Here is a 1,124-nt window from a genome sequence, read left to right as displayed (position 1 = left end):
CCATCAATGTCTTGTCCGTCGCCTGGCCGGTGAGTGCCGTCCCGAGCCGGTCAAGCAGACAGGACGACGATGACATCTATTACATCGCATGGTGATGGCGCAGGTGAGATCACTGGAGGTGTGGATACCCACGCCGACACTCACACCGTCGCGGCTGTGGACGGGGCTGGGCGGGTGCTGGGCACTGCGCAGTTCCCGGCCACCGCGGCCGGGTATGCCGCATTGCTGGCGTGGTTGCATAGTTGCGGGGTGCTGAGGCTGGTTGGGGTCGAGGGCACCGGCGCCTACGGTGCCGGACTGGCCCGTCACCTGTACCACCAGGGCGTGGCGATGGTGGAGATCGACCGGCCCGACCGCAGGACTCGCCGCCGGCAGGGAAAGTCTGATCCGATCGATGCGGTCGCGGCCGCCCGGGCCGCGCTGGCCCGGCAGCAGACCGGCGTGCCCAAGCAGCGTGACGGGCAGGTTGAGGCGCTGCGGAATCTGCGGGTGGCGCGCCGCAGCGCGATCGAGCGGCGCGCCGACGCGCAACGACAGATCAAGACGCTGGTCGTCACCGCACCCGAGGTACTGCGTGCCCAGCTACGCGGCCTGGCCGCCGCTCGGCTGATCGCAGTCTGCGCAGCGTTGTGCCCCGACCCGGCCCGTGTCGGCGACCCGCAGGTCGCGGCTTGCCTGGCGCTGCGGTCCCTGGCCCGCCGTCACCGGCAACTCTCAGCCGAGATCACCGAGCTGGACGCTGTCATCGCTCCACTGGTCGAGCAGATCAGCCCCGGCCTGCTGACCGCGTTCGGGGTCGGTCATCAAACTGCCGCGCAACTACTGGTCACCGCCGGCCAGGGCATCCACCGGATTCGATCGGAGGCCGCGTTCGCCATGCTCTGCGGGGTCGCGCCGCTCCCTGCCTCCTCGGGCCGCACCGACCGACACCGTCTCAACCGCGGCGGTGACCGGCAAGCCAATGCCGCGCTCTACCGCATCGTCCTGACCCGCATGTCCCGCGATCCCCGCACCCGCGATTACGTGCAACGGCGCACCAAAGACGGCCTGTCCAAGAAAGAAATCATCCGCTGCCTCAAACGCTATGTCGCCCGCGAGATCTACCACATCCTCACAACCCCAAA

At 68.8% G+C, this 1,124-nt stretch carries 1 protein-coding gene; it reads left to right on the top strand.

Annotated elements, in window-relative coordinates:
- Positions 1–69 precede the first annotated feature (69 nt).
- Positions 70–1,124 (top strand): IS110 family transposase (locus tag ACH34W_RS55390; protein ID WP_395969353.1); only part of this gene is annotated, 1,055 nt, incomplete at its 3' end.

Origin of the sequence: Actinomadura sp. 6N118, assembly GCF_044326415.1 — a bacterium.
Taxonomy (GTDB): Bacteria; Actinomycetota; Actinomycetes; order Streptosporangiales; family Streptosporangiaceae; genus Spirillospora.
This window is presented reverse-complemented; position numbering and strand designations above follow the sequence as displayed.